The sequence below is a fragment of the Acerihabitans arboris genome (assembly GCF_010131535.1).
Lineage (GTDB): Bacteria > Pseudomonadota > Gammaproteobacteria > Enterobacterales > Enterobacteriaceae > Acerihabitans > Acerihabitans arboris.
In genome coordinates this window covers 134,731-155,637 of record NZ_WUBS01000012.1, presented here as the reverse complement: position 1 = coordinate 155,637, position 20,907 = coordinate 134,731, and the positions used below count along the sequence as shown (strand labels likewise).

The window sequence follows — 20,907 nt, the reverse complement described above, 5'->3', positions numbered from 1 at the left end:
AAAGAAGGTTATATGCATTTTGTACCGCATCACCATTATAAAATTATCGGTTACGCCGAAAAGATAAACCCGGCATACCGGCAAAAATTATTGTCGTTAGGCATGCTGCCCGGCTCCTCATTCCAGGTCATCCGCGTGGCGCCGCTGGGCGATCCGATCCAAATAGAAACACGCCGGGCGCAGTTGGCATTACGCAAAAAGGATTTATCACAGCTGATGCTGACCAGCCAGGGCTGACCCGACGCCCCAGCGTTGACGCAAACCCCGGCTCGCCCGCGGTCACTTATATATGGATATTCGCAGGTTATGAAAGAGCTCACCATTGGTTTAATCGGCAACCCGAATGCCGGCAAAACCACCTTATTTAACCGGTTAACCGGCGCGCGCCAGCGGGTCGGCAATTGGGCCGGCGTCACGGTTGAACGTAAAGAAGGCTTTTTTACCGCCGGGAACCATCAGGTTACGGTGATTGATTTACCGGGCACTTACTCTTTGACCACCCTGTCACGGCAAACCTCACTGGATGAGCAGATCGCCTGCCGCTTTATATTCAGCCGGGAAGCCGATGTGCTGGTAAACGTCATCGACGCCGCCAACCTGGAACGCAATCTTTACCTGACCATGCAACTCATGGAGTCCGGTATCCCCTGTATCGTGGCGCTTAATATGCTCGATATCGCCGCACGCCAGCGGGTGGTGATCGATATCCCCGCCCTATCCCGGCGGCTCGGTTGCCCGGTGGTGCCGTTGGTCTCCACCCGCGGCAGGGGAATCGGCACGTTAAAACGGGTGATAACCCAAGCGGCGGCGACAACGCCCATCCCACTGCCCTATCCGGCGGATATCCTGCAAGCCGCGCGCCGGTTAATCCCCCTGCTGCCGTCCGGCCTGCCCGAGGTCCAGCGCCGCGGGCTGGCGCTGCAGCTGCTGGAAGGGGATATCTACGGCCGGTCCAATTTCACCGCCGCCGCCGAAGAGTTAAGCCGGGCCACTGCCGCCCTCGGTGATGATCCGGCGCTGATGATTGCCGATGCCCGCTATCGCGTGATTACCGAGGTGTGCCAAGCGGTCAGCAACGGTCACCTGACGCTGGCCAATGCCATGACCGGCAGGCTTGACGCGCTGGTGCTCAATCGCTGGCTGGGCGTGCCTATCTTCTTTTTTGTCATGTACCTTATGTTCTTGCTGGCCATCAACGTCGGAGGGGCGCTGCAGCCCCTGTTTGATATCGGATCCACGGCCCTGTTTATCGACGGAATCCGGTGGCTCGGGCATACGCTGGATTTCCCGCGCTGGCTGACGGTGTTCCTGGCCCAGGGGGTTGGCGGAGGCATCAACACGGTGCTGCCGTTGATTCCGCAAATCGGCATGATGTACCTGTTTCTCTCGTTTCTGGAAGATTCGGGGTATATGGCGCGCGCGGCGTTTGTCATGGACCGGATGATGCAGGCGCTCGGGCTGCCGGGCAAATCCTTTGTGCCGCTGATTGTCGGCTTCGGCTGCAACGTGCCCTCGGTAATGGGGGCGCGCACGCTGGATGCCCATCGCGAACGCCTGATCACCATCATGATGGCGCCCTTTATGTCCTGCGGCGCCCGGCTGGCGATTTTTGCGGTGTTTGCCGCGGCCTTTTTCGGCCAGCGGGGAGCGTCGGCGGTATTTTCGCTTTATCTGCTCGGCATCATCGTCGCGGTGCTGACCGGGCTGATGCTCAAACACACCATTATGCGCGGCGAGGCGGCGCCGTTTATCCTGGAACTGCCGGTTTATCACGTGCCGCGTCTTAATAACCTGCTGCTGCAAGCCTGGCAAAAGTTAACAGGGTTTGTACTGCGCGCGGGCAAGGTGATCATCGTCGCCAGTATGTTTATCGGCGCGCTCAACAGCTTTTCGCTGCGCGGCGCGGCGGTGGATGATATCAACGATTCGGCGCTGGCGTCGGTCAGCAAACGGTTGACGCCGCTGCTGGCGCCGATGGGCGTCCACGCCGACAACTGGCAGGCGACGGTCGGCCTGGTGACCGGCGCCATGGCCAAGGAAGTGGTGGTCGGCACCTTGAATACCCTGTACACCGCCGAACATATCGCCGCCACGCCCTTCGACGCGGAGGGTTTTAACCTGGCGGGTGCGCTTGGCGGCGCGATCGGCGAAACCTGGCGGAGCCTGAAGGACACCTTCAGCCTGGGCGTACTGGCCAACCCGGTTGAGGCCAGCAAAGGCGACGGCGATATGAACGGCCGCTCCATGGGCGTCATGGCCGGCAAATTCGGCACCGCCGTTGCCGCCTACAGCTACCTGATCTTTGTGCTGCTGTATGTGCCCTGCGTGTCGGTGATGGGCGCCATTGCCCGGGAAAGCAGCCGGGGCTGGATGGCCCTGTCCATCGTCTGGGGCGTCGACGTCGCCTACTCCCTGGCAACCCTGTTTTACCAAGGCGCGACCTTTGCCGCCCATCCGGCCGACAGCGCTATCTGCATCGCGCTGGTCCTGCTGTTCAACATACTGTTTGTGCTGGCGCTTTACCTGATGCGCCATCGTTTTGACGTTTCGCCGCCGCCGGACAGGGAGCGCGCCGGCTGCGGCGCCGCGGCCGGCGCCAGTCTTCCCGCCGGATGCCGGCACTGCCCACGGGCGGCGCTGGTCAAGCCCCCGTTTATCGGCTGACGACGCTGCCGGCCGCGCACGCTGATTAGCACAGGCTCAGCAGGCCGCGCGCGCCGTTAGCCGTGGCACGCCAGCGCAGTGTGGCCCAGTCGCGGCCTATCGGACTGCTCCGCAAATTACATTTCCCCTCACGCGGCCCTCACGGGCCGCCTGGCCGTTAACCCGCTGTTAATTTAACCTTTTATCGGCCGGGCGTTGCCACATCGCCCGCCACAGGCATCTGCCGGATAAGTAAGAAGGTTTGCGATTTCCTTGCTAATGGCTACATTGACAACATGGCGTCAACGCCGCGGTCATGCAGTTTCAGGACGTCGTCACTCCTAACAAGGTGCAATGATGGAAGCCATTACCCATTTACTTGAAGAGATTTACACCTCATCACTTACCCAGGCGCAGCTGGACACCATCAAAAGTAAAATCAGCTTTGCCAAATCGACGCAACAGCAACCGCGCAAATTACACTGGGATGAGCAGGACATCGTACTGATAACCTATGCCGATCAGTTTATGGCCGCCGAACAGCCCACCCTCGCCACCCTGACCACCTTTTTTGAACAACGGCTCCAGGCCACCTTCAACCTGGTCCACCTACTGCCGTTTTATCCCTATTCGTCGGACGATGGCTTTTCGGTCATCGATTATCATCAGGTGAACCCCATCGTCGGCAGTTGGCAACATATCAGCCGGCTCAACCAATCCACCCGGCTGATGTTCGATTTCGTCTGTAATCACATTTCCGCGCACAGCAAATGGCTGGCGGGCTACCAGGAACAGCAAACGGGCTTCGAGAACTTTTTTATCAATGTCCCCCCCGCCACCGACCTGAGCACCGTGACCCGCCCACGCACCTCGCCGCTGTTGACGCCCTTCACCATGAAAAATGGTGAAACCCGTTATTTATGGACCACCTTCAGCGCCGATCAGGTTGATCTTAATTTTGCCGATCCCCACGTGCTGATAAGTATTATTGGGGTATTGCTGCATTACCTGACGCAGGGCGCGGATTATATCCGCCTCGACGCGGTGGGGTATTTATGGAAAGAGATAGGCACGCGCTGCATCCACCTGCCCAAGACCCATCTGCTGGTTAAACTGATGCGCGCCATCGTTGATGAAGTTGCTCCCGGCACGGTGATCATCACCGAAACCAACGTGCCGCATAAGGACAACATCAGCTACTTCGGCAACGGCCGGGACGAAGCGCAGATGGTGTACCAGTTCCCCCTGCCGCCCCTGGTGCTGCACGCCATCCATAACGGCAGCAGCCGCGCCTTGCGCCAGTGGGCGGCAACGCTGGACACCGGCAACCATAACATTACGTATTTTAATTTTCTCGCCTCCCACGACGGCGTCGGCATGAACCCGCTGCGCGGCATCCTGCCGGAGGTGGAGATCAACAGCCTGGTGCGCGACCTGGAGTCCGAGGGCGCGCTGGTGTCGTATAAACAAAATACCGACGGCACCACCAGCCCTTATGAAATCAACGTCACCTTTCTCGACGCCCTTAACCGCCGCCGGGACACCGACGATACGCGCCTGGGGCGTTTTATGCTGGCGCACGCTATCCTGCTGGCGTTTCCCGGCGTGCCGGCGGTCTATATCCAAAGCATCCTCGGATCGCGCAATGACTATGAAGGGGTAAAGGCCGCCGGGTACAACCGCGCGGTCAACCGGGAAAAATATCCGCTGAAGGCCATCGAGGCGGCCCTGCAGGATGAAACCTCGCTGCGCGCGCGGGTGTTCCATCACTTAAGCGATCTCATACAACGGCGACGCGGGCAGCCGGCCTTTCATCCGGATGCCGCCATGGAAGTGCTGGAATGGGATAATGCGCTGTTTGCCTTTCACCGGCGCTCCCCCCGGCAAAACATATTGTGCGTTTTTAATTTAAGCGCCAAAACCATGGCCTGTACTTTACCTGCGGGACGCTACCGGGACGTGGTAAGTTATCGGCAATGGGCGGGCGGCACGCCGCTGAACCTTGAGCCGTATCAATTCTTCTGGCTGGAAACCGTGGCCTGATTAACGCGGTGGGTTATCCGGACCGGGCCGCACGCGCGATACTTATTTACCCGCCGGGATGGAATCCGTTCTATGATCGATAACGACATCACCTTCCGTAAGCTGGAGATTTTCCTGGCATTTATGGATAAGCGCAATATCAGCCGCACCGCAGAACTGTTGGGATTAAGCACGGTCAGCGTCCATCGCGCCCTGCATACCCTGGAGGAGGGCGTGCGCTGCCCGCTGTTTATCCATCAGGGGCGTAATCTTTCGCCGCTGCCCGCCGCCGAGACCCTGGCCGAGTATGCCCGCGAGGTGTCGGACCTGATGCGGCGGGGTATCGAGGAAACCCGTAAGTGCGGCGGCATCGGCCAGGGCCGGCTCAAACTGGGCACCATGTACTCGCTGACCCTCGATACCGTCCCGCGGCTGATTATGGGCTTAAAACTGCGGCGACCGGATCTGGAGCTGGAACTGCTGATGGGGTCCAACCAGGACCTGCTGGTTAAGCTTGAGGACCAGCAGTTGGACGCTATCCTGATTTCGGTCAGCGACACCCAGATCGACCCGGCCCGTTTTGAGACCCTGCCGCTGTTCAAGGATGACATCTACCTGGCCGCGCCGGCGTCGTCCCCACTTTATGTCACCGGACCGGCGGATCTGCGCGATTTCAAGGACGAAAAATTTGTCTCGCTGACCGAAGGGTTCGCCACCTATCACGGTTTCCAGGAGGCGTTCCACGTCGCCGGGTTTGAGCCGCATATCGTCACCCGGGTCAATGATATTTTTTCGATGATCAACCTGGTGCAGGCGGGGGTCGGTTATACCCTGCTGCCGGGCCGCATGAAGCGCATCTACGAGCATTCGGTGCGGCTGATGACGCTGGCCGCCCCGTACCAGATGCGCCAGACCATCGCCCTGGTGTTCGCCCGTAACCGCGAGCATGACCCCGATATGCTGGCGCTGGTGGCGGAAGGCCGGATGTACGCACTTGAACACCGGGATATCGGCACCGCCCCCTCCGACGGCGGGACGCTTAACGCCGCGTCAACCGCCCGGCCAGCGTCGTAATCAACGACAGAGGGTTTTGGCTGAAGGCGATGGCCTCCCCCTGCTCCATTACCCGTTTGGTCAGGCCGGTGAGCACCGCGCCCGGCGGCATCTCGATCGCCAGGCGCACGTCGCGCTCATAGGCGCTGACCATGGCGTCGCGCCAGTGTACCGGGCGCGCCATATTCAGCGCCAGATCCTCGGCAATGCCTTCAGGCCGCCATAATACGCGCCCGGTGCTGCCGCTCAGATATGCAATATCCGGGCGCCTGAGCGTAACCCCGGCCATGGCGTCGGCCAGTTTTCGCGCCGGCTCGCTGAGCAGTTCGCAATGCGACGGCACGCTGACCGCCAGGCGCTGGGTACGCGCCGCGCCCTGCTCCCGGCACAGCGCGCAGGTTTGTTCCATGGCCGCCTCGCTGCCGGCGATAACGAACCGATCCTCGGCGTTAAGATTGGCCAGGTAGACCGGATTATCCGGGCGATGCACCTGGGCAATAATGCGCTCAAGCCGCGGCTGCAGCAGGCCGCTGATGGCCGACAGGCCGTAGCCGTGGGGATAAGCCCGCTCCATCAGCTCGCCGCGCAGGGCCACCAGCCGTAGTCCCGCCCCGAATTCCAGCGCCCCGGCGCTGACCGCCGCCGGAAAGGCGCCGATGGACAGCCCGCTGGTAAAATCCACCTGCACGCCGGCGCGCAGGATCTGCCGGGCATAAACCACGCCCGCGATAAACAGGCATATCTGTACGGCGCGCGTGGCTTGCAGCGCGTCGGCGCTGTCGAGATTAAGCACCGGCTCGCCCAGGATGGCCGAAGCCTGATCCAACAGGCGGCGGGAATCGTCATCGCCGGGGAGGTGATGCAGCATGCCGGGGACCTGCGGCCCCTGGCCGGGAAATGTCAGTAAAATTTTCATAGGACGTTATTTTCCAGTACGGCGCGGATGGCCGGCGCTCCGGCAGAATTGCGCCTTGATTGCATACCCATGGTTGTGTATCCGTAGCCGTGGTTGCGTGTCCGTTGCAAAGTTATACGGCCCAATGGATCTCTATGGCTTTATCCGGCGTCCGGGCCGACATCCCAAGGGTTATCCGTCAGTTCGGGACCGTGGGCGGTCTTGACCAGCACCTTGCCGCCGCGCAGCCACTCCAGCAGCGCGCAGCCTCCGCGCGGGGTTTCCAGCTGAATATCCACCCGGCAGGGTAACGCCGGCAAGACCGCCAGCAACGCGTCGAAGTCCCCGGGCGCCACCGGACGCGGGCAACGAATCAACAGGTCCAGATCGCTGTCCGGACGGCTGGCGGGTAAACCGGTGGCCAGCATATAACCGCAACTGCCGGTAACGCCCCACGGCCAGGGCCAGTCCGTTGCCGCCAGCCGGCGCAGCGCCCGCATCACCGGCAGTGCCTCCGCGCCGCAGATCAGGCCGGGGGATTGATGAGGCGCCAGTCCGTAAGGCTGCAGGCCATCGGGCGCGCCGGATGATAACCGGCTTTCCTCCCGGCCGTTAAGGGCACCGGAAGATAAGCGCGCGATCGGCTCCTCTGGCGTAACGATGCGGGTGATGGCCCCTGCCGGCGCCCAGGCCGCGGCGCGCTGTGAACGCAGCGTCCCGCGCAGGCCGACCGGGACCAGCCCGGACGGATCGCTGTCGCGGCGCACCACCAGCGGCAGCGCCGCCGACCATTGCGTTGCCGCCCAGTCGGGCATCGCCTGGCGCCAGATAAGCCGTTGCGGGTTATCCAGCCATAACAGGTCGTGCGGTCGGGGCATCGGCATGGTTATCCGCTCCTGCCGGCTACAGGCCGGCGGTCAATGAGATAAACAGCGGCAGGGTCAGGATGCAGAGGATGGAGCTGATCAATAGCGTCGCCTCGGCGTCCGGCGACTGCACGCCAAAACGGTTACCGAATACGATACCAAAGAAGCCCGCCGACAGCGCCACCATCAGCACCGCGGTAATCGCCACCGTGCCGGTAATGCCGAACAGGTACAGCAATCCCAAGGTAATAAACGGCTGTATCAGGTTCTTGGTCACGCACGAGAGCAGTACCGGCGCGTTAATCTTTAATTGGCGCGCGGACAGGATGACGCCGGTCAGGAACAGCGCCGAGGCGGTGGCGGCCAGGCCCAGGGGCTTGATCGACGCCAGCACGATATCCGGCATTTTTAGCCCGACGGCCGAGACGAGAACAACACGCCCAGCAGCGGTCCCCAGACGATAGGTTTGGTCACCGAGCGCCACATCAGCACCGGCAACAGCATTAGCGTGGATCCCTGGGTTTCACCGCTGGCCCGCGCCTTTTCGCGCTCCAGGATCAACAGGCAGAACGGCGTCATCAATACCGAGCCGCAGGCGATGGAGACCGCCACCGACAGCGAGGTCCCGGGGGTTTCACCCAGCACGCTGCCTAAAATCGGCAGGCCCAGCGCGGCGTAGTTCGGCAGGGCCACCGTCAGGGTTAATACCGCGGCATCCTGCGGCGATTTCTTAAAGCCCAGCGTGCAGATAAAATACAGCGCGGCATAGGCAATCCACATGGACAGCACCAGCAGCAGGATCAACGGCGACTGCGAAATAATGCCATGCCAGGACGTTTGCACCGTGGCGCTAAACAGCGCGGCGGGTAAAGCAAAGTCCATGACAAACACGTTAAGCAATGAAACGTTGGAATTGACCACCATTTTTGCCTTGCCGGCATAATAACCCAACAGCATAATCACAAAGATCGGCGCCAGGGCATGTATAATAATATATGTCATATAACATCCTGAAATTAAATTATAAATTTTTTATAAGCACCGGCGCGATGTGGTTTTTATTGTACGTTCCCCGCAGGCGGCCCGAGACCGGCCTGGCCATCGCCGGGGCGATAGCCGGAGGGTTCAGGCCATAACGGGGAACGGCAGGTGTTACCGGTGCCGGATACCGACTACCACTCCTGACGCATGCGTTCCCTGACAAGCGCAGAGCTGTGCCGGTTCTGGGCGCCCAACCGGTTGGCCAGGCCCGTGCCCTGCCCCTGCGCCTTGGCGATGGCGTCGGAGAGCGCGGTACGCACCCGGGCAAGATCGTCGTCGCCGGCCCGATCGGGATTAGGGATATCCATCAGTTGCGCCAGCAGGCCGAGAGTAGCGTAGTTCTCAATGTCATAGGCCATCGGCGGAATGGTCTTGGCCAGTTTTTCCAGCGCCTCCACCGAGCGCAGGGTGATGCGGGCGGCGGACTCCTTGCCCATGGCATGGACCATCACCGCCGGATCGTTAAAGGCGATCAGTTCATTGGCCTGGTAACCATGGGCCAGGAAGGCCCCTGACATGGCTTTGCCGACGATCAGCGCAATCACCGGGTGACCGGCCAGCCGGGCTTTCGCGTAGGCCGCGGCGGCCCCCGCCAGCGCCTGGTGGATGCCAAAGGCTTCCTCACGGCGGCCGTAGGCCTGGCTCGGCACATCCACCACCGCCACGATAGCGCGCTTAACGGCGTTATCCTTATCCTGCCCGATGGCCTCTTCAACCACTTCACCCAGCGTCCAGCCTTCCAGTAATCCGACTTCACCGCGCGCGGCGCGCGGGAAATGATTGCCGGCATCGGGCACCACGGCAACGTAGCGCACCGGCCGATCGTTAAGCAGGCCGTCGGCCGCCTTGATCGAGGCGCATTGCCCCTGACGCTGCCGCGCGCCGTCGGTCAGCAGGGAGAACCAATAATCTCCCCGGCTTAGGTAAGTACTGTTCATACCAGATCCTCCCGGGTAAACAGCGCCAATACCTGCTGTTTATCCACTTGTTTACGGGTATCGAATCGATTGAGCCGATCCAGGTAGGCGCGGTATTCATCGGTACGCAGCCGCGCGGGAACGCCCTGGCGCAGGAAATCCAGCGTGGCCTGTTTTACATCGGCCAGCGAATCCGCCACCAGCGCGTCGACAAAACCGGCCTGGTAGCGCACTTCGCCGCCGGTAAGGCTCCAGATAAACGGACGATCGCGCGAGTCGTATTCCCCGATGCCCGCTTCCTGCTCAATCACCTGCGGGCCGTTCAGCCCCAGGCGGGCTTCCCGGGTCACAATCAGCCGGCTGCACAGCGCGGCGGCAATCGACATGCCGCCGAAGCAGCCCACGGTGCCCGCCACGATGCCGATAACCGGCGTGTAGCGGCGCAAATCCACGATGGCGGCATGAATATCGGCGATAGCGGCCAGGCCAAGGTTGGCCTCCTGCAGGCGCACCCCGCCGGTTTCCAGCATCAATACCGCCTGGGTGGGGATACCCTTGCGCTGATCCTGCGCCGCCAGCTCAAGCGCCGCGGCCATTTTGGCGCCGGATACCTCTCCCATGCTGCCGCCCTGGAAAGCGCCCTCGATAGCCACCACCACGGTGGGCTTGCCTTCGATGGTCCCCTTGGCCACCACCATGCCGTCGTCCGCCTGCGGGACAATGCCCTGCGGCTCAAGCCACGGCGAGGTGAGGTGTTCATAGGGCCCCAGCAGCTCGCGAAAGCTGCCCTCATCCAGCATGGCGCGAGCACGCTGCCGGGCGCCCAGCTCGATAAAACTAATGCGTTCAGACATGACTTGCCTCCTCGAAAACCTGTTCGATCCTAAGCCGGGCCACGCCCGGCGTGGCGCCGAAATCATTGATATCCAGTCGTCCGGCCGGCAGGTCGCGCGCGCTGTTGACCCGCTCGAACAGGTGCTGCCAGCGTTGCCCGCCGCCGTCCACCGACGAGGTAATAATCACGTGTAGGGACCGGTCCGGGGCCGGCTGGTATATCGCCTCCAGATCGCCTGAGCCCACCACGCCGGCCAGTGCCTTAGCGGGTAAGGCGTCGCCGGCTGGAAAATGCAGTTCAATTCGTTCCATAACATCCTCTTGATGATGTAGACGGTCGGGCGCTAGCCCAATCGAGGAAAAAGGTGGCCGCCAGTAAATCGGCCGCGCCGCCCGGCGAGGCGTTATCCGCCAGCATGCGCAGCTCAAGGGCGGCCAGCGCCGCGCGTCCGGCCGGGCAGCCGGTGCCGCCCGCCGTCAATACCGCCGCCGCGCCGTGATGCATGGCGGTAAGCGCCGCCATGCCGCCCCGGTTCAGCACGCAGGTATCGGTCAGGGTGGCCATGATGGCCATCAACGCATCCAGCCTGGCCTCGGATTCGCCGGCGCCCGCCAGCCGGCTGCGCCGCAGCTGCGGCAACGCCCGTAAGGTCACATGGGGAAACCCGCCGATGGCTTCCTCCCGCGCGCCGGGCACCTGATAGCGCTGGGTGGCCCGTTGGCCTTTGCTGAAGATTTTCGGCTGCGACGGATCGGGCAGGACGGCCAGCCGCGCCGCGTGGGCGGCAATGGCCGCCACCGTGCCCCTGCCGCCCAACATGGCGCTGGCGCTGGCCAATAACCCCAGCGCCCAGATAGCGCCGCGGTGGGTATTGACGCCGCCGGTGGCGTTCATCATGTGCTGTTCGCCCTGCCGCCCCAGCCTGCCGATCTCCTGGCGCAACGCCATATCGGGCGGACGTTGCCAGCTGTGCAGCGCCAGACGATAAAACGTCGGCCGCAGGCTGCGCGCCGATCGTTCCATCAGCGCCAGGCTCAAGTCCTGATGCGCCCCGGGACCACGGCTGTCCACCAGGCCCGGCTTAGGGCTGAGCCGGGCTTCCTCGATGAGCGACGATACGGCGAGCGTCGAGAGGTTGTCCGCCCATGCTTCGGCGTCGTTCGGCAGGGTTAAGGACTGGGCTTTCATTACCAGCTCCGGAATTTAGCCGGGGGTTGATATAAGCCGCCGGACCACTCGACCAGATCGGCAATGTTGCCGGCGGCCAATAAGGAACGGCTGGCGTCGGAACGCCGGATGCCCATATCTTCCGGATAAACCACCAGTTCGCGACGGCGCAGATCGGCTACCCGTTTGGCGTCGACCCCCAGGCCGATATCGGTAATACCGGCCACCGCCGCCACCATGGCGCGGCGTTCCTCCATCGAGCGCGCCCGGTAGAGATAGGCAATGCCTTCCTCGGTCAGCACATGGGTTACGTCCTGGCCGTAAATCATCACCGGCGCCAGCGGCATGCCCGCGCCTTTGCCGACGTCCACCGCCTCGAGTTTTTCCACAAAGGACGGTTTGGCGCCGGCCTGGTAGGTTTCCACCATCTGCACCACCAGCTTGCGTCCGGGCAGCATCGGATCCGGTTCTTCAATCATATCCAGCCAGGCCGGGGTGGCATGGCGGCGGCCGTGGGGATCGTGCCCCATATTCGGCGCGCCGCCGAAGCCGGACAGCCGCCCACGGGTGACGGTGGAGGAGTTGGCCAGGCCGTCGATTTGCAGGGTGGAGCCGATAAACATATCCACCGCGTATTGACCGGCCAGTTGGCAGAAAGCACGGTTGGAACGCATCGAACCATCGGCGCCGGTGAAAAAGATGTCCGGACGGGCGCGAATATATTCTTCCATGCCCAGTTCACCGCCAAAGCAGTGCACCGTTTCCACCCAGCCGCTTTCAATGGCCGGGATCAGGGTCGGGTGGGGATTCAGGGTCCAGTGCCGGCAGATTTTGCCCTTCAGGCCCAGCCGCTCGCCGTAGGTCGGCAACAGCAGCTCAATGGCCGCGGTATTAAAACCGATGCCGTGGTTAAGCGATTGCACCTGGTGTTTGGCATAGATGCCTTTAATCGCCATCATCGCCATCAGCACGTGCACCGGCTTGATTAAGCGGGGATCGCGGGTAAACAGCGGTTCGATAAAGAACGGCCGGTCCGCCACCACCACAAAATCAACCCAGGAGCCGGGGATATCGACGCGCGGCAAATCGGTTTCGTCATCCACCAGTTCATTGACCTGGGCGATAACGATGCCGTCCTTAAACGCCGTCGCTTCCACCAGCGCCGGCGTATCCTCGGTGCTGGCGCCGGTATAAAGGTTGCCTTTGCGGTCGGCCTTGAAACCGGCGATCAACGCGACATTCGGCACTAAATCGACGAACAGGCGGGCATATAGCTCGATATAGGTATGAATAGCGCCAATTTCCAGTTGCCCGTCTTCCAGCAGCTGGGAAATGCGCAGGCTTTGCGAGCCGGAAAAAGCGAAATCCAGTTTGCGCGCAATGCCCTGCTCAAACAGATCCAAATGCTCAGGCAGGCTGACGCTGGGCATGATCATATGCAAATCGTGTATTTTTTGCGGGCTGACCTTCGCCAGCATGCGGGACAGAAAATCCGCCTGCTTCTGGTTATTGCCTTCCAGTACCACCCGGTCGCCGGGCAGGATCAGCGCTTCCAGGATGGCGGTAATCTTGTCGGTGGGCAGAACCTTGCCGTCCGCCACGGCGCGGACCTGCTCGAGCCGGCGTTTTTTTTCAGTGCGGCGCGTATCCCAGACTCTGGTGGACGCTTGATGAAGCGGCATTATAGACCTCCTAGGTTCATAGACTGTCGCGACATGGGACAGTCGTAATAAACGGTGCAGGGAGTGTAAGACGGGGGGGGAGGAGGCATCAATTAACCCCGCCGGCCAACCGTTAGCTTAAAGGTAATGAATACCTCGAGCTGGCCCGGCCTGTGCGACGAGGGCGTCGATGCCATAAAAAAATCCGGTATAAGCATGAAAACTTATATCGGATTGATGAGGGATGTATTTCGTCGGGCCAGGTTTTAGGATATTACCTTTATCGATATACATCGGCGGTAGCGCTGAACCTGCCATGCTGTCGACCGGCAATGATCACATAATATTTACCGCCTTTTTTATCCGCCCTTTCGGACAGAATGGCCTTGGCGTCCATCGGCGAGGTGGTCTTGGCGGTGGTATGCACGGTGCCTATTTTTTCATAGCCCTTGTCCTTGGCTTCCTGGGGCGTAATTTCTTCCGCCGCCATGGCGTTCAGGGTAAATATCACCCCAGCCAATGTCGTTGCCATAAAAGTAACGTGCTTCATAGGTATTCCTTAATCAATTTATTTACGGTTGGACGTGCCAGTAACTATAGGGGGGTTTTGTTGATTTTCCGTTTACCCTCGGGCAGGAACTGTTTTACCGCCGGGGCGCGGCGGTAGTTGAACAAGCGATGATAGTCAGACTGTTATGGGGTTGGGCGCGCCGGCAAAATCGATTATATATTGGCAAAACAGGTCGGGATGGGAAATAAAGGGTGCGTGGGCGGCCTTCGGCATGACGACGCCGCGGCTCCGGGGCCAGCGCGCGTCCAGCAGCGCGGCCGCCTTGCGCGGCACCAGCCCGTCCAGGTAACCGTACAGGCGCAATAGCGGCCGGTCGAATGCGTCGAGCGGCTCACGCAAATCCGCGGTGCGCAGGATATCCAGCCCGCCGGTTAACACCGCCACCGGCGGCAGCGGCTGTTCCAGCACCACCTGTTTTAACCGGCGGGCATCCTGGCGGGCGGTCTCGGTGCCCAGGGTCTGCAGGGCCAGGAAACGCTCCACCGTACGATGAAAATCCTGGCTCAACTGCTGGCCGAACCCGGCCAGCGCCTCGGGCTTGATGCCCGGCCAGTCGCCGCCGGCGCTGAACCTGGGCGAAGAGGCGACGGTAATCAGGCCGTCGACCCGCGCAGGCCGCGCCAGCGCCGCCTGCGCCGCCACCAGCCCGCCCAGCGACCAACCCAGCCACCACGCATGCTCCGGCGCCCTGGCGGCCACTTCTTCCGCCATCTGCGGCAGCGACAACACCCCGTAGCCCCGGCTGCGGCCATAGCCCGGCAAATCCACCAGATGCAGGCGAAAATGCGGCGACAGCCGCGCCTCGATGCAAGACCAGACGCCGGCGTTCAGTCCCCAGCCGTGCAGCAGCACAAGATCGTTAGAACCGCTGCCGATGGTGCGCCAATAGAGTGATGTCATCAGTTATAGTTCCCGCTACCCAGGTTATGGAAAACGCCCATGCTAACAATCAACGCCCTCTGTTGGCTATGCCAACAGCCATTATGGTTCAGCCGCCAGGGGATCTGCCGGTGCTGCGCCGATTACCTGCTTAACCGGCGCGAGACCTGCTGCCCGCGCTGCGGCCTGCCTGCGGGCAGCCGTAGGTTATGCTGCGGACGCTGCCTGTTGAAGACGCCACCATGGGAATCATTGCTCTATGTCACCGATTACCGGCCGCCGCTGAGCGGGCTGGTAAAAAAACTTAAATACCAGGGCGGCACCGGGCTGGCGCGCGTGCTGGCCCGCCTGCTGCTGCTGCGCTGGCTGGAAGAGCGCCACCTGCACCGATGCGATAAGCCCGATCTTGTACTAAACGTGCCTTTGCATACTTACCGGCACTGGCGCAGGGGCTATAATCAAACGGATCTGCTTGCCCGCCCCCTGGCGCGCTGGCTGGGCGTGGAATACCTCAGCCTTGGACTGGAGCGCATCCGCGCCGTGGTGCCGCAGCAAACGCTGCATGCCGGCGACCGCCGGCGCAACCTGCACGGCGCCTTTGCCTGCCATGCCGATGTCGCGGGCAAGACCGTGGCGCTGGTGGATGATGTCATCACCACCGGCAGCACCATGGACGAAATTACCCATATCCTGTTGGCCCAACGGGCCAGGGCGGTGCAGGTTTGGTCTGTTTGCCGAACCTTGTAGTGCCCGGGTTATTGGGGGTATTATAACCGACTAGATTAGTCAACTATTGAGTGAATGATATGATCCGGATTACCGATGCTGCCCAGGAACACTTTGCTAAATTACTGGCCAATCAGGAAGCTGGCACCCAGATTCGTGTATTTGTCATTAATCCCGGCACGCCGAATGCGGAATGCGGCGTGTCATATTGTCCTCCCGATGCGGTGGAAGCGACCGATACCGAGCTGAAGTTCGACAAAATCAACGCCTATGTCGATGAGCTCAGCTCACCTTACCTGGTAGATGCCGAAATCGATTTTGTTACCGACAAACTGGGTTCGCAACTGACGCTGAAAGCGCCGAACGCCAAGATGCGCAAAGTCTCCGACGATGCGCCGCTGGTAGAGCGCGTGGAATATGTGCTGCAATCGCAAATCAACCCTCAGCTGGCAGGCCACGGCGGTCAGGTTTCCCTGATGGAGATTACCGATGATAACCTGGCGATCCTGCAGTTCGGCGGCGGCTGCAACGGCTGTTCCATGGTCGATTACACCCTGAAGGAAGGCATTGAAAAAGAGCTGCTGGAGAAATTCCCCGAGCTGAAAGGCGTGCGCGATCTGACCGAGCACCAGCGCGGCGAGCATTCTTTCTATTAACAGCGGCGCGGCCGTCGGCCTTGCCGTGAATTACCGGCCAGCGCCGACGGGCCGGCGGATCCTTGTCCAGGCCCCCTTCACCACCAGCGTCCCGGCGCCTGGCCCCTGCGCGCCCCCGTATTACCGCCCTTTGCCCGCGCTTACCGCACCGGTGTTTTTCCCGTATGGCTAATGGCCGATTTACGCAGGCGATCCACCTCCTTTAGCAGGCGCATCACCGCGGGATCGTCAAACATCTCCGCCACCTCGCGCGTCACCTTGCGCCGCCAGTTCGGGTATTGATCGGTGGTGCCCGGCACGTTGACCGGCAGCGCCATATCCAGCCAGTCCTCCGGCTGCAGCCCCAACAGGGCGGAACTGCTGCGCGCCACATAGCGATGCAGGCCCCGGTTCAATAACGGCGACATCATCACCCTATCCGCGTTGGCGCTCATTTTCGCCGGTACGCATTTCCAGGCGTGCAGGGCTGCCAGCAGCGCCTGGCGCGCCTGGCGCCGATCGTCCAGCAGGTGCCGGTACACCTCCTGCGACGGATAGATTTTAAGCTCCCGGCCCAGCCGCAGATCTTCCTGCTGCCAGAATCCGCGCAGGGTGGCCAGGTCATGGGTGGTCAGGGTGGCCATCGCCTGCGCCATGTACTCATCCGGCGGGCGGAAATGACCGCCGTCGGTGCGCTCGAACAGCAGCACCTTGTAGGAGTACACGCCGGCGGCCTGCAGTTTACCGGTAATCTCGCGGGGCACGGTCCCCAGATCCTCGCCGATAATCATGCACTGCTGCCGGTGGCTCTCCAGCGCCAGCACCGCCAGCAAATCGTCCACCGGATAATTCACGTACGCGCCATCCCGCGCGGTATGTTCGCGCGGTATCCACCACAGCCGCAGCAGCGACATCACGTGATCGATACGCAACGCGCCGCAGTGGCGCATATTGGCGCGCAGCATCTCGATAAACGGCTCGTAGGCGCGCGCAGTCAGCACGTTTGGATCCTGCGGCGGCAGGCACCAGTTCTGGCCCTGCGGCCCCAGCTTGTCCGGCGGCGCGCCGACCGAGGCCGCCAGACAGTAAAGCGTGCGATCGCTCCAGGTCTCCATTCCCCCTTCGCTCACCCCGACCGCCAGATCGCGATACAGGCCGATGGGCATATCCAGGCGCCTGCTCAGGCGGAAACACGCGTCAAACTGGCGCGCGGCCTGCCATTGCAGGTAGCTGAAAAACAGGATTTCATTGTCGTGCCGTTGGCAAAACTCACGCACCGCGGCGCTATCGGCCCGCTGATACTCCGGCGGCCACTGTCGCCAGCCCGCCGAGGGATGCCCCTCGCGGGTCAGGTAGCGATGCAGCGCATCGAAGGTGGCCTGGTGGCGCAGGCTTTCGCCGCCATAGCTGATAAAGTCGGCAAACTCCCGCCGCTCCGGCTCGTCGGCGCCACGGGTACAAAATTGGTCATACGCATAGGTCAGGGCGGCCAGCTTGCACTCCGCCACCTGGGGATAATCCACCAGTGCATCGTCGCGCAAGGCGGCCAGCTTCTGCTGCGTCTGCGGTGATGCCCACCATTCCTGGGCCGCCCGGCTTTGCCGGAAATCCTCCAGCGCGCCGACGTCAATATAAAGAATGTTGAGCCAGCGCCGGGAAGAGGGGCTGTAGGGGCTGGCCCAGCCGGGGGCGGAGGGATAGAGCGCATGAATCGGATTGAGGCCGACAAACGCGCCGCCATGGCGCGCGGTGCCCTCGATCATCAGGGCTAAATCGCCAAAATCGCCGATGCCCCAGTTATGCCGCGAACGCAGGGTATAAAGCTGTACGCAGGCGCCCCACAGCCTATCCCCCGCCAGCAGCGCCGGCGGTTCATAACAGCGCGGCGGCGCCACGATGACCTGGCAGGACCAGTGCCGCTCCCCCGCATGCAGGGTGAGCCGGTGATAGCCGGGCGGCAGCGCCGCGGGCAGCGTCACGGCGTGATTGACCGTTTTTCCCTGGTGACGCAAGCCCGATTCCTCGGTGAGCGTCCAATCCCCCGGCGCCGCCAGCGTCACCGGCAGCGGCGCCGCCTGCCCGGTCCTGACCACCCATACCGGCGGCACCGGCGCCGCCTGGTCGGGATCGTCGATTAACCCCGCCATGGCGGCCATCAGCTGACGTTTGGTCTCCCGACTGATGATTTTGCGCTGTCCCCAGGCATCAATATATTCCGGAATAATTCCCGCCCGCTCGGCGGCCCGATCCAGTACCTTGGGATCCATCAGGACTCCTTAACGTTTTGCTTGCCAGATGCGTTGCTGGTAATCCCGAACCGAGCGATCCGAGCTGAAAAAACCCACCCGGGCGGTATTCAGCACCGCGCTGCGCGTCCAGTCGTCCGGACGACGGAACAGGGCATCCACCCGCCGCTGCGCCTCGCAGTACGCGGCAAAATCCGCCAGCACCAGATAGGGATCGCCGCCCGCCTGCAGGCTGTGCAGCAACGGCTCGAACGCATGCTTATGTTTATTGCTGTAGGCACCGCCGCCTAGTTCGGTCAACAGGCCTTTCAGCGCTTTATCTTGTTTCAGGATCCGGGCCGGCTTGTAGCCTTCGGCCAGCAGGGCCTTGACCTCCGGATCGGTCAGGCCGAAGATAAAGATATGCTCTTCGCCGACCTGTTCGGCAATTTCCACATTGGCGCCGTCCAGGGTGCCGATGGTCAGCGCGCCGTTGAGCGCCAGCTTCATATTGCCGGTGCCGGACGCCTCTTTGCCGGCGGTGGAAATCTGCTCCGACAAATCCGCCGCCGGGATCATCCACTCGGCCACCGATACGCGGTAATCGGGCAAGAAGATCACCTTAAGCCTGTCGTTAATCTTACGATCGTTATTGATCTTCTCCGCCAGTTGATTGATGGCATAGATAATATTTTTTGCCAACGCATATCCCGGAGCCGCCTTGGCGCCAAACAGGAACACGCGCGGCACGATATCCAGAGACGGATTATCCCGCAGCTGGCGATAAAGCGACATGATATGCAGCAGGTTCAGGTGCTGGCGTTTATATTCGTGCAGCCGCTTGATTTGTACGTCGAACAGCGCTTCCGGATTCACGGTGACATTGGTCAACTGCTTGATTTTTGACGCCAGCTGTTGTTTATTGTCGCGCTTGATTTGCTGGAATCGCTGGCGGAAATCCGCCTGGCCGGCATAAGGCTCCAGCTCTTTGAGCTTTTCCAGCCGGGTAACCCAGCCTTTGCCGATGGTGTCGTCAATCAGCTTCGCCAGGGCGGGGTTGCACTCCTTCAGCCAGCGGCGCGGCGTAATGCCGTTGGTGACGTTATGGAATTTTTCCGGCCACAGTTCATAATATTCGGGGAACAGATCGGTTTTCACCAGATCGGAATGCAGGGCGGCAACGCCGTTGACCGCAAAACCACACACCACGCACAGGTTGGCCATGCGCACCTGTTTGTCATGGCGCACCGCCACCTTCGCCCACACCTCATCGTTATCCGGCCAGCGCCGTTGCACCACTTTCTTAAATTCACGATCTATGCGCCTGATAATGTCAAAGTGGCGCGGCAGCAGGGTGCGCACCAGTTTTTCGTCCCAGCGCTCCAGCGCCTCCGGCATCAGGGTGTGATTGGTATAGGCAAAGGTACGCGAGGCGATCGCCCAGGCGTCCTGCCAGGCAAGCTGGTGCTCGTCAAGCAGCACCCGCAGCATTTCCGGGATGGCGATGGTCGGATGGGTATCGTTGAGCTGGATCACTTCGTAATCCGGCAGGCTGTGGATCGACCGGCCCGCCAGGTGATGGCGGCGCAGGATATCCGCCACTGAACAGGCGCACTGGAAATATTGCTGCATCAGGCGCAGCTGCTTGCCTTCCAGATGGTTATCATTGGGATAGAGCACCTTGGTCAGCTTGGCGGCATCGATACCGGCCTGCTCTGCCTTGAGGAATTTGCCATCGTTGAACAGCTCAAGGTCAAACGGGTGGGGATGGGTTGCCTGCCACAGGCGCAGCGGCAGGGTGACGCCGTTTTCATAACCCGCCACCGGCAGATCCCAGGCCTCGCCGTTAAGGGTGAATGCCGGTTCCCAATTCACCTGCCCCTGTTGACTCTTCACCAGTTTTCCGCCCAGCCCTACCCGCACGGTCAGCGCCGGGTTATGCCTGAACCAGGGATAGCTTTCCCGGTGCCAGTCGTCCGGCGTTTCACGCTGTTTACCGTCGGCAAAATGTTGGCGGAACAGACCGTACTGATAGTTAAGTCCATAGCCGGTGGCGTCCTGTCCCACCGTGGCCATGGAGTCCAGGTAGCAGGCCGCCAGACGTCCCAGGCCGCCGTTGCCCAACGCCGGGTCGGTCTCCTGCTCCAGCAGGTCGGTTAAATCGATATCATACCCGGCCAGCACTTTTTTTACCGTATCGTACCAACCCAGGTTAATCAGGTTATTGCCGGTCAACCGGCCGATGAGGAATTCCATGGAGAGATAGTTAACATGACGCTGATTTTTCTTATCCCGCCTGCCGGACGGCTGTTGGGCAATCAGTTCATTTGCCGCCGCGCTGACCGCGTGCCACCACTGATAGGGTGTCATCTCCCGTGCGTCATGCAGGCCGAAACGTTGCCACTGACGATCCAGGGCAGATTGAAATGCGGCTTTATCAAGCTTGATTTTTGGCATAAAAGCGTCTCTATCCTGTTGGTTAAATGGTTCAACGCCGGAAACGGCCCGACAGCCTGCGCGGCATGCCATGTTCACGGAATATCTTTACCGGGCGATCGCCGCTGGGAGCGGCAGGCCCGTGTTATAAGTTATCGTAAAACAACGGGGTTTATTCAGTGATGATCAAAGAATAGTCAAGGGTGTTAAAAAGAGGAGCGCCGGCAAAAAATTTTGCCCGATCAACGGAAAAACAGCCTGAAAGACAGTGCGTAAGGTCCGGCGGTGGGCGTAACGGCGCTTAACAACGTATATGGCCGACAGATCGGGGCCTA

At 61.3% G+C, this 20,907-nt stretch carries 17 protein-coding genes and 1 pseudogene; 6 read left to right on the top strand and 12 right to left on the bottom strand.

Features of this window, described 5'->3' with window-relative positions:
* Positions 1-12: 12 nt before the first annotated feature.
* The 4 genes from feoA to GRH90_RS17140 all read left to right on the top strand — a co-directional run bounded on the left by feoA (position 13) and on the right by GRH90_RS17140 (position 5,739).
* Complete coding sequence (gene feoA / locus GRH90_RS17155) at positions 13-237, top strand: ferrous iron transporter A (protein ID WP_162367180.1); 225 nt, start codon at positions 13-15, stop codon at positions 235-237.
* Positions 238-306: 69 nt separating this feature from the next.
* Positions 307-2,664, top strand: coding sequence for a Fe(2+) transporter permease subunit FeoB (gene feoB, locus GRH90_RS17150; protein ID WP_162367179.1), 2,358 nt, complete (start codon positions 307-309; stop codon positions 2,662-2,664).
* A gap of 336 nt (positions 2,665-3,000) precedes the next feature.
* On the top strand, positions 3,001-4,686 hold the full coding sequence (locus GRH90_RS17145; RefSeq protein WP_162367230.1) for an alpha-amylase family glycosyl hydrolase: 1,686 nt from the start codon (positions 3,001-3,003) through the stop codon (positions 4,684-4,686).
* A 72-nt stretch (positions 4,687-4,758) separates the two neighbouring features.
* Positions 4,759-5,739, top strand: coding sequence for a LysR family transcriptional regulator (locus GRH90_RS17140; protein ID WP_162367178.1), 981 nt, complete (start codon positions 4,759-4,761; stop codon positions 5,737-5,739).
* On the opposite strand, the gene mdcH is transcribed toward GRH90_RS17140, so the two are convergent.
* From mdcH to bioH, 10 genes and pseudogenes are all read right to left on the bottom strand, one after another.
* Complete coding sequence (gene mdcH, locus GRH90_RS17135; protein ID WP_162367177.1) at positions 5,705-6,634, bottom strand: malonate decarboxylase subunit epsilon; 930 nt, start codon at positions 6,632-6,634, stop codon at positions 5,705-5,707. The two genes, GRH90_RS17140 and mdcH, sit on opposite strands and share 35 nt — an antisense overlap.
* Positions 6,635-6,774: 140 nt before the next feature.
* Complete coding sequence (locus GRH90_RS17130; protein ID WP_162367176.1) at positions 6,775-7,497, bottom strand: malonate decarboxylase holo-ACP synthase; 723 nt, start codon at positions 7,495-7,497, stop codon at positions 6,775-6,777.
* 19 nt (positions 7,498-7,516) lie between these two features.
* Positions 7,517-8,481, bottom strand: a pseudogene (locus tag GRH90_RS17125) (AEC family transporter).
* Between the two features lie 170 nt (positions 8,482-8,651).
* Positions 8,652-9,458, bottom strand: a complete 807-nt coding sequence (gene mdcE / locus GRH90_RS17120; protein WP_162367175.1) for a biotin-independent malonate decarboxylase subunit gamma — start codon at positions 9,456-9,458, stop codon at positions 8,652-8,654.
* The gene (locus GRH90_RS17115; protein ID WP_162367174.1) at positions 9,455-10,291 is read right to left on the bottom strand and encodes a biotin-independent malonate decarboxylase subunit beta; all 837 of its coding nucleotides are present in this window, start codon (positions 10,289-10,291) and stop codon (positions 9,455-9,457) included. Before GRH90_RS17115 ends, mdcE begins: the two co-directional genes overlap by 4 nt.
* Positions 10,284-10,583 (bottom strand): malonate decarboxylase acyl carrier protein, encoded by a 300-nt coding sequence (mdcC, locus tag GRH90_RS17110; RefSeq protein WP_162367173.1) that lies wholly within the window; start codon positions 10,581-10,583, stop codon positions 10,284-10,286. Before mdcC ends, GRH90_RS17115 begins: the two co-directional genes overlap by 8 nt.
* The gene (locus GRH90_RS17105; protein WP_162367172.1) at positions 10,570-11,460 is read right to left on the bottom strand and encodes a triphosphoribosyl-dephospho-CoA synthase; all 891 of its coding nucleotides are present in this window, start codon (positions 11,458-11,460) and stop codon (positions 10,570-10,572) included. Before GRH90_RS17105 ends, mdcC begins: the two co-directional genes overlap by 14 nt.
* Positions 11,460-13,121: a malonate decarboxylase subunit alpha gene (gene mdcA, locus GRH90_RS17100; RefSeq protein ID WP_162367171.1), complete on the bottom strand. Its 1,662-nt coding sequence runs from the start codon at positions 13,119-13,121 to the stop codon at positions 11,460-11,462. Before mdcA ends, GRH90_RS17105 begins: the two co-directional genes overlap by 1 nt.
* Before the next feature lie 259 nt (positions 13,122-13,380).
* The gene (locus GRH90_RS17095) at positions 13,381-13,650 is read right to left on the bottom strand and encodes a YdgH/BhsA/McbA family protein (protein ID WP_162367170.1); all 270 of its coding nucleotides are present in this window, start codon (positions 13,648-13,650) and stop codon (positions 13,381-13,383) included.
* Between the two features lie 135 nt (positions 13,651-13,785).
* Entirely contained in the window at positions 13,786-14,571 is a 786-nt protein-coding gene (gene bioH / locus GRH90_RS17090; protein ID WP_162367169.1) for a pimeloyl-ACP methyl ester esterase BioH, read from the bottom strand.
* Between the two features lie 39 nt (positions 14,572-14,610).
* Between bioH and gntX the strand changes: the two genes are divergently transcribed.
* Positions 14,611-15,297: a DNA utilization protein GntX gene (gene gntX / locus GRH90_RS17085; protein WP_162367168.1), complete on the top strand. Its 687-nt coding sequence runs from the start codon at positions 14,611-14,613 to the stop codon at positions 15,295-15,297.
* A 59-nt stretch (positions 15,298-15,356) separates the two neighbouring features.
* The gene (gene nfuA, locus GRH90_RS17080; protein ID WP_162367167.1) at positions 15,357-15,932 is read left to right on the top strand and encodes a Fe-S biogenesis protein NfuA; all 576 of its coding nucleotides are present in this window, start codon (positions 15,357-15,359) and stop codon (positions 15,930-15,932) included.
* Positions 15,933-16,072: 140 nt separating this feature from the next.
* On the opposite strand, the gene malQ is transcribed toward nfuA, so the two are convergent.
* A complete protein-coding gene (malQ, locus tag GRH90_RS17075; RefSeq protein WP_162367166.1) occupies positions 16,073-18,178 on the bottom strand; it encodes a 4-alpha-glucanotransferase in 2,106 nt (701 codons plus the stop codon).
* A 9-nt stretch (positions 18,179-18,187) separates the two neighbouring features.
* Positions 18,188-20,593, bottom strand: a complete 2,406-nt coding sequence (malP, locus tag GRH90_RS17070; RefSeq protein WP_162367165.1) for a maltodextrin phosphorylase — start codon at positions 20,591-20,593, stop codon at positions 18,188-18,190.
* Between the last annotated feature and the right edge of the window lie 314 nt (positions 20,594-20,907).

Bases quoted from the DNA above. Each gene is read 5' to 3' on its own strand.
- GRH90_RS17145 (WP_162367230.1), top strand. From the start codon at position 3,001: ATGGAAGCCATTACCCATTTACTTGAAGAGATTTACACCTCATCACTT.
- gntX (WP_162367168.1), top strand. From the start codon at position 14,611: ATGCTAACAATCAACGCCCTCTGTTGGCTATGCCAACAGCCATTATGG.
- malP (WP_162367165.1), bottom strand. From the start codon at position 20,593: ATGCCAAAAATCAAGCTTGATAAAGCCGCATTTCAATCTGCCCTGGAT.
- mdcA (WP_162367171.1), bottom strand. From the start codon at position 13,121: ATGCCGCTTCATCAAGCGTCCACCAGAGTCTGGGATACGCGCCGCACT.
- GRH90_RS17115 (WP_162367174.1), bottom strand. From the start codon at position 10,291: ATGTCTGAACGCATTAGTTTTATCGAGCTGGGCGCCCGGCAGCGTGCT.
- GRH90_RS17105 (WP_162367172.1), bottom strand. From the start codon at position 11,460: ATGAAAGCCCAGTCCTTAACCCTGCCGAACGACGCCGAAGCATGGGCG.
- malQ (WP_162367166.1), bottom strand. From the start codon at position 18,178: ATGGATCCCAAGGTACTGGATCGGGCCGCCGAGCGGGCGGGAATTATT.
- GRH90_RS17140 (WP_162367178.1), top strand. From the start codon at position 4,759: ATGATCGATAACGACATCACCTTCCGTAAGCTGGAGATTTTCCTGGCA.
- bioH (WP_162367169.1), bottom strand. From the start codon at position 14,571: ATGACATCACTCTATTGGCGCACCATCGGCAGCGGTTCTAACGATCTT.
- GRH90_RS17095 (WP_162367170.1), bottom strand. From the start codon at position 13,650: ATGAAGCACGTTACTTTTATGGCAACGACATTGGCTGGGGTGATATTT.
- mdcE (WP_162367175.1), bottom strand. From the start codon at position 9,458: ATGAACAGTACTTACCTAAGCCGGGGAGATTATTGGTTCTCCCTGCTG.
- feoB (WP_162367179.1), top strand. From the start codon at position 307: ATGAAAGAGCTCACCATTGGTTTAATCGGCAACCCGAATGCCGGCAAA.
- feoA (WP_162367180.1), top strand. From the start codon at position 13: ATGCATTTTGTACCGCATCACCATTATAAAATTATCGGTTACGCCGAA.
- mdcC (WP_162367173.1), bottom strand. From the start codon at position 10,583: ATGGAACGAATTGAACTGCATTTTCCAGCCGGCGACGCCTTACCCGCT.
- mdcH (WP_162367177.1), bottom strand. From the start codon at position 6,634: ATGAAAATTTTACTGACATTTCCCGGCCAGGGGCCGCAGGTCCCCGGC.
- GRH90_RS17130 (WP_162367176.1), bottom strand. From the start codon at position 7,497: ATGCCGATGCCCCGACCGCACGACCTGTTATGGCTGGATAACCCGCAA.
- nfuA (WP_162367167.1), top strand. From the start codon at position 15,357: ATGATCCGGATTACCGATGCTGCCCAGGAACACTTTGCTAAATTACTG.